Below are 6794 nucleotides of genomic sequence, written 5' to 3' on the forward strand. Positions count from 1 at the left end.
TGAAACAACTCAAAAAAGTTAAAGGGAAACCCAGCGCCCCCGTCGAGACTTCATGCCAACCGTCGCCAGCCCACCCGTAGCATGGCTCGCATGGGCAAGCGCACAAGCCAGGGCATCTGCAGCATCGGCCTGGGGCTCGCCATTCAAGCTGAGCAGCCGCTGCACCATATGGCTGACCTGCTCCTTCGCCGCATGACCATTTCCCACTACGGCCTGTTTGACTTGCAAGGCCGTATATTCCGCCACCGGCAAGCCAGCCAGCACCAACGCTGAAATCGCCGCACCACGAGCCTGCCCGAGCAGCAAGGTGGACTGTGGGTTCACATTGACGAAGACCTGCTCAATAGCGGCCTGCTGCGGCCGATAATGATCGCAGACCTCCCGTACACCTTTCAGCAATACGTGAAGACGTTCGGGCAAACTGCCCTCGCCACTACGGATGCAACCACTAGCAACATAAACGCGAGACTGCCCCTGCGCTTCAATCACGCCAAAGCCCGTCGTACGCAAGCCGGGATCAATACCAAGGATACGGATAGGGGAGAACTCCAAGTTTAGGTTGCAGTGCTATGCTGGCGATTATATCTTCCGCCCCCTTTCATAGCGCTTCATGACATGAGCGTAAACATCCGAAAGTATTTCCCGAACAGCCCTACCCTCTCAGAATCCACGATTGCAGAGGGTTTCAAGCATAGCCGCGCCATCTTTACCAACCTGCGGGCTGTATTGTTTGCGTTAACACCCAGCCGTGACAAGCTGCTTTATCTGTCCTCCTCTACCACCGAGCTGTACGGTGAACCCGCAGCAATGCTGCGCGATCATCCGAATTTCTGGCTGGAAGCGATTCACCCTGATGACAAAGCCACCGTCTGGATGAGTCTCGATAAACTACGCGTAGATGGGCAAGACAGGATTTTATTGACTTACCGCCTTGTCAGCGAAGAAGGCGATCTCACCTGGGTTTGTCAGCAATGCCGGCTTATCAGCAACGCAGCTGGCGAGCCAATTCGCATAGACTGCCTGGTCACACCCACACCAACCCCTTCAACCTCGGCGATACGTCACGACTTTGGCAACACGGTTTTCACCGCCGCTGCCGATGCATTGCTGGTACGCGATGCAAACACCCTCGATATTCTGGATGCCAATGCCGCCACGCTTGCCCTGCTGGCCTGCGGTAGAGCCGAGTTGCTGCGCCAACGCCTAAGTGACTTTTCTGCCTACACCGAAGGTTTCGATGCGCGTGCCGAAGCCCGTCATATCGAAGCAGTAAGAGAGGGGCTCACCCAACGTTATGACTGGATGATTACGCCACGCGATGGCGATTCACGTTGGGTTGAAGCAGTCAGCAGCCCAATCCGCCATGCAGGCCGAGACTGTGTACTGACGTCCCTGCGTGACATGGACAGCCAACGGCACATGCGGCAGCTACACAGCGTATACGAGGAGGTGTACGAGCGCAGCCAGGATGCCATTGCCTGGGCTGACACCGCGGGTAAACTGCGCAACCTGAACCCGGCCGGCCAACGGATGCTGAAAGTCCAACCGGAAGCCGTGGACAGTCTCTTTATCACCGATCTGCTGCCTCCATGGGCTCAACCGCATTTCCTGCAAACCTGCCTGCCACTGGCGACCAGCGAAGGCAGCTGGCATGGCGAATTGGCGCTCTTAAGCCGGGACGGCCGTAATTTGCCGGTTGTCCTTACCCTTTTGGGACACAAAAAAGGGGGGGCCTTACGTGGCTACAGCCTGATCGCTCAGGATATCGCGCCTTATAAGTTGCGTGAGTCACGGTACAAAAAAGAGATGGAAGCGCTGGAAGCGGATTCGCTGATCAAAGAGAAGTTGCTCGAAAATATCTGCGCCGGCCTGGCTCAGCCATTGACCCAACTGCACCAGCTTGCCCAGCTTCTAGAAAAACACCCAGAGGAAATCGGTCGTGCGCTTCCGCATTTGAAGCGCACCTTGGAACAGGCCCGCCGTCTTGCCGAAGAAGGTTCGAACTTCATCTCCACCGGCGCCCAGCGCGACCTGCCCGAACATTAGTCCGTTAGAAGTTGTTTACGATCTGTCGCGAGCAACCGTCAGCAGGGTGAAGCGTAGCGCAGAAACCGGCTGTACTTCTGTACAGAAGCCCGAATCAAAGCTGCGCAGCAAGATCGTAGACAGGCTCTTAATTACTAGACACCTGTTCAAGGCTGTTGTCGCCACCACGACGGAAAGTCCAGGTGCGGGTAATCGACAAAATATCCGCAGGCTTACCAGACGCGTCAACCACACCCGTTGGCAATGGAGGAAATGGCGCCGAATTTTCTACAATCCGCCGGGCCGCAGCTTCCAGCTCAGGGTCTGAGCTAAAACCAGGCCGGCGGTCAAACCCAACCAACACCTTGCGCCCATCTGCATGAATCTCGACGGTAACCAATAAACGGCCATACAAACGCTCACCACGCTTATTGGTGGGGAATAGCCGGTTACCAATACGCTCTATCTTCAAGCGCCAATCATCAACATAACGTGCTTCCACAACCGCCTTGGAGCGGGCGCCGACAAAGGCTTTACGCGGCCTCTGGTTATAGATGTCCTGCTCCCGGCTGATTTCCGCTTCCAGGCGGGCGATCTCACTCGCCTGTTGCCGCAATGCATGAAGGTCCACACCTTGCCTGGATGAAGCAGGCGTCTGCTTCGCCGCGTCTGCCGATAACCTGGGTGCATTACGCAACGAATCCACCAACTTTCGCTGGCGTGTTTCTTCTTCCACCTGACGTTTGGCTGCCTGCGCCAATACTTCTGTCGGTTGCTCTACTTTCTGGGCAGGCAACGGACTCTTGGCCCGACGCTTTTCATCGGTATTGCCACCACCATCCAGATTGGCTTGAGCCAGTACATCTGGGCTCTTTGGAGCGAGCAGCGAGCGAGCATTTACCAGCACAATCTCCAACGGCATCCGATTAAACAGGATGCTGGGGTCAGGCGGCGTGAAGCGCACCATCATGATCACTAGCGCGTGCAGCATCAGCGACGTCATGACGGTTATCGCAAAGAGAGAGCGGGGAGACGTAGAGTTGTCTAAATTGTCGATGGACATTATCTGTTGAATGACGATGGCAAGTCGCGCGGCAGTGTAGCACAGCGAATTGCACCTATCTGGTAAGCGAATTGCAACACATCTTAAGCAGAGCTAACATCTTCTGCTAACTTACCAGCTTGGCCAGCTTCCCATGTTGCTTTGGCCCTAGGAGAAGTAGTTCATGAAAGTTTTGTTTGCCGCTCTGTTGGCCGCCATTGTGCCCAGCGCTCTTGCAGCGCCGAATGGCCAGGCACTTGCAGCCAAATACAACTGCATGGCTTGCCATCAGGTTGCCACCAAAGTCGTTGGACCGGCATATAAAGATGTTGCGTCTAAATATCGTAACGACAAAACCGCTGCCAATAAACTGGCGGATAAAGTAAAAAAAGGAGGCGTGGGCGTATGGGGACAAATCCCAATGCCTGCCCAACAGATTAGTGACGCAGACCTGAAAGTGATTCTGGATTGGGTCTTGAGTCAGAAGTGATTTTCGTAAAGCCGGCCGAATTGCCGGCTTTGTTACTGGGCAAGGCTTCGCTAGCGAAGTCAAATTTTCGTGGTTGCAATGAGGGGAGTTGCTCCGTTAAGCTCGCGCCCCGCAACTTTGGGAACGTTCCGACATAATTGGTCGGGATGCCCGTCAACCAGCGTGGAGATGCACCACCATGGCCAAGAAACTGACCGAGGAAGATATCCTCAAGTGGCAAGGCGACGACTACATGAACGAGGATCACCTCGCGTTCTTCCGTCAGCGTCTGCTCGACATGAAGGCCGAGTTGCTCGCCAACGCCACTGCCACCAGCCAACACCTGCAAGAGCAGGAAGCAACGCCAGATCCGGCTGACCGCGCGACTCTTGAAGAAGAGTACGCGCTGGAGCTGCGCACGCGTGACCGTGAGCGCAAGCTGCTGCTGAAGATCGATTCAACCGTCAAGAAAATCGACGATGGCGAATATGGCTATTGCGACGATACCGGTGAACCGATTGGACTTGCCAGACTGCTGGCACGTCCAACCGCATCGCTGACGGTAGAAGCGCAGGAACGGCGTGAACGGCTGAAGAAGCAGTACGCAGACTGATACGACCAACGTTGTTGTTCGTCCATCAGTTCAAAACCGCCAGCCATTCCCGGGTTGGCGGTTTTACCTTCACGCGACGTCCAAACACGTAAGGCAGCAACCTTACCTTTTAGCCTTAGCCGATAAGGCTCACTGTCGCGGCATCCTCCTTTCAGCACTCGTTATCCCCAAGTAGGCATCCATCGAGTGTGCGCTTTATTCTCTCCCTTCGCCTGTCTGCAGCAATAGCCTGCAGTACTTCTGCTTCACAAATCCATCGTTTATCCGATGTTCAGCATATAAATGCTGCCTATGGCCAGCATTTAACAAACTTATTTGCACAGCTTAAAGGCTGCCGCTACCCTAGCTGGCTCCCGAATACACACTCAAGCGGCCCATTATGTTGTTCCAGACCGACGACGTTCGCATCAAGGAAATCAAGGAATTGCTCCCGCCTATCGCGGCGGTAGAGAAATATCCGGTTACCGAAGTGGCAACGACCACGACTTTCCAGACCCGACAAGCCATCCATCGTATCCTGACCGGTGAAGACGATCGCCTGTTGGTGGTTGTTGGTCCGTGTTCGATTCACGACCCGGAAGCCGCACTCGACTATGGTGGACGCCTGTTGGCACTGCGTGAAGAGCTGAGCCGCGACCTGGTTATCGTAATGCGCGTCTATTTCGAAAAGCCGCGTACTACCGTTGGCTGGAAGGGCATGATCAATGACCCACACCTTGATGGCAGCTTCGACATCAACAATGGTCTGCGCATGGCGCGCAAGTTGTTGCTGGACCTGAACAACATGGGCATGCCGGCGTCGACGGAATTCCTCGATATGATCACGCCGCAATATTTTGCCGACCTGATCAGCTGGGGCGCTATCGGCGCACGTACCACCGAGTCACAGGTACATCGCGAGTTGGCTTCGGGCCTTTCCTGCCCGGTCGGCTTCAAGAATGGCACCGACGGCAATTTGAAGATCGCAATCGATGCCATCCGTTCAGCCAGTGTGCCGCACCACTTCCTATCGGTTACCAAATTCGGCCATTCCGCTATTGTCGCCACCGCAGGCAACCCTGATTGCCATGTGATTCTTCGGGGTGGGAAGTCCCCGAATTTTGACGCTGCGCACGTCGCCAGTGCGACCAAGGACGTCGCCGCAGCAGGCTTGCCTGAAAAGATCATGATCGACTTCAGCCATGCCAACAGCAGCAAAGATTACCGCAAGCAGATGACGGTTGGCGAAGACGTGGCAGGCCAGATAGCTGCAGGTAATCAGGCCATTTTTGGTGTAATGATCGAAAGCCACATCAATGAAGGTCGCCAGGACCTGATTGAAGGTCGGCCCCTCAAATACGCCTGCAGCATTACCGATGCCTGCCTGGGCTGGGACGATAGCGCTGCGTTGCTACGTAGACTGGCTGCGGCTGTGGATGACAGACGTAGCCGGAAAGGCTGAAATATTCTGGGGCCATGATCAACAGGGAACTTCGCACCAAGAAGCCCACAGCCCCATAAAAAACGCCGCAATTCGCGGCGTTTTTCCTTTACTCCAGGCATCAAACCAACCCATCGGTCGACAACAATCGGCGAATTGCAGCCAGCCTGCGGAGTTCGGCCCGCACGTGACGTTCCACTTCTATACGCCCCAATTGGCCTCGCTCACCTACCGGCACCTCATCGGGAGCTATCCCCAATGCTGCGCACATTGCCAACGCATCCGGGTCGATACTGCTGGGTGATGGGCGATACCCCAATCGGCAAGCCGGAACAGCCAAGTTCTCGGCGGCATCTTCCGCCGGGATCAACAAACCACCGAAATCCGGTTCGTCTGCTTCAATCATGGCCAGCAAATCACTTGCCGATAAAGGCTCGCCAATCGCTACGCAATGCTCCAACACCACACCGGCTGTCGGCGTAATTACGATATGTACTTCACCCGCCACAGCGAGCCGCACAAGTGGCTCATCTGCCAGTACCGACACACCTGCAGGCACTAGCCATTCCGTCACGACAGCGGGTGTCGCCAGATCATCGGGAGCACAGACAAGGTGGGTAGTCAGCATACGAAACCTGTGTAGTAGCCATACAGATAAACAAGTCTTAAGAACCCGTCTAAAGTTTACTGTGCGTCAGCAATACGGCGTTGAAAATACCCTCGGAATGCTCATTTACACTTCGTAAACTCCGCTTCCTCAGCTGTTTTCGCCTTGTCTTGCCCTAGCTCGCGAGACTTTAGACAGATTCTAAGTGTTTAGTCCCATAGTGTGCTGGAACGGATCAATCCTGAAACGTTGTGGTTCGGTTGCCCAGATTTTGCAGATATATTCATAAGGGGTTAACCCCTTCAATGTTTTCAATCGACGAGCAAAGTTGTAGGCCATCAGGAACGTCTGCAAATGCGATTTCAGCTGATCATGCGATTGATAGTGGTAACGCTTGACCGTCGCCTCTTTGATCGTCCGATTCATGCGTTCGACCTGTCCATTGGTCCAAGGATGGCAGACCTTGGTTAGCCGATGTTCGATGTGGTGGGCTTGGCAGAGGCGATCAAACGGAATCACCCAGTAGCCTTCTGTGCCTTGCCGCTTGGCAAACTCAATGCCGTTGTCTGTCAAGATCGTGTGAATGGTGTAAGGCACAGTGGCAATCAAGCCAGACAG

The 6794-nt window shown here is 54.8% G+C and carries 8 protein-coding genes; 4 read left to right on the forward strand and 4 right to left on the reverse strand.

Going from position 1 to position 6794, the window contains the following annotated elements:
• Nucleotides 1–18: 18 nt before the first annotated feature.
• Nucleotides 19–552 (reverse strand): crossover junction endodeoxyribonuclease RuvC, encoded by a 534-nt coding sequence (ruvC, locus tag ACUHMQ_RS03280; RefSeq protein WP_445294017.1) that lies wholly within the window; start codon nucleotides 550–552, stop codon nucleotides 19–21.
• Nucleotides 553–615: 63 nt separating this feature from the next.
• On the opposite strand from ruvC, the gene ACUHMQ_RS03285 reads away from it, so the two are divergent.
• Entirely contained in the window at nucleotides 616–2046 is a 1431-nt protein-coding gene (locus tag ACUHMQ_RS03285) for a PAS domain-containing protein (protein WP_445294018.1), read from the forward strand.
• Nucleotides 2047–2173: 127 nt separating this feature from the next.
• Here ACUHMQ_RS03285 and ACUHMQ_RS03290 read toward each other — a convergent pair whose 3' ends face one another.
• Complete coding sequence (locus ACUHMQ_RS03290; RefSeq protein ID WP_445294019.1) at nucleotides 2174–3016, reverse strand: energy transducer TonB family protein; 843 nt, start codon at nucleotides 3014–3016, stop codon at nucleotides 2174–2176.
• Nucleotides 3017–3251: 235 nt separating this feature from the next.
• Between ACUHMQ_RS03290 and ACUHMQ_RS03295 the strand changes: the two genes are divergently transcribed.
• From ACUHMQ_RS03295 to aroG, 3 genes are all read left to right on the forward strand, one after another.
• Nucleotides 3252–3557, forward strand: a complete 306-nt coding sequence (locus ACUHMQ_RS03295) for a c-type cytochrome (protein WP_445294020.1) — start codon at nucleotides 3252–3254, stop codon at nucleotides 3555–3557.
• Nucleotides 3558–3735: 178 nt separating this feature from the next.
• Complete coding sequence (gene dksA, locus ACUHMQ_RS03300) at nucleotides 3736–4149, forward strand: RNA polymerase-binding protein DksA (RefSeq protein WP_445294021.1); 414 nt, start codon at nucleotides 3736–3738, stop codon at nucleotides 4147–4149.
• Between the two features lie 379 nt (nucleotides 4150–4528).
• Complete coding sequence (gene aroG / locus ACUHMQ_RS03305) at nucleotides 4529–5590, forward strand: 3-deoxy-7-phosphoheptulonate synthase AroG (RefSeq protein WP_445294022.1); 1062 nt, start codon at nucleotides 4529–4531, stop codon at nucleotides 5588–5590.
• A 100-nt stretch (nucleotides 5591–5690) separates the two neighbouring features.
• Here the strand turns inward: aroG and ACUHMQ_RS03310 are convergent, their stop codons facing one another.
• Nucleotides 5691–6197 (reverse strand): hypothetical protein, encoded by a 507-nt coding sequence (locus ACUHMQ_RS03310; RefSeq protein ID WP_445294023.1) that lies wholly within the window; start codon nucleotides 6195–6197, stop codon nucleotides 5691–5693.
• Nucleotides 6198–6377: 180 nt separating this feature from the next.
• Nucleotides 6378–6794 (reverse strand): integrase core domain-containing protein (locus ACUHMQ_RS03315; RefSeq protein ID WP_445294024.1); only part of this gene is annotated, 417 nt, incomplete at its 5' end.

The organism is Chitinimonas violaceus (genome assembly GCF_052601015.1).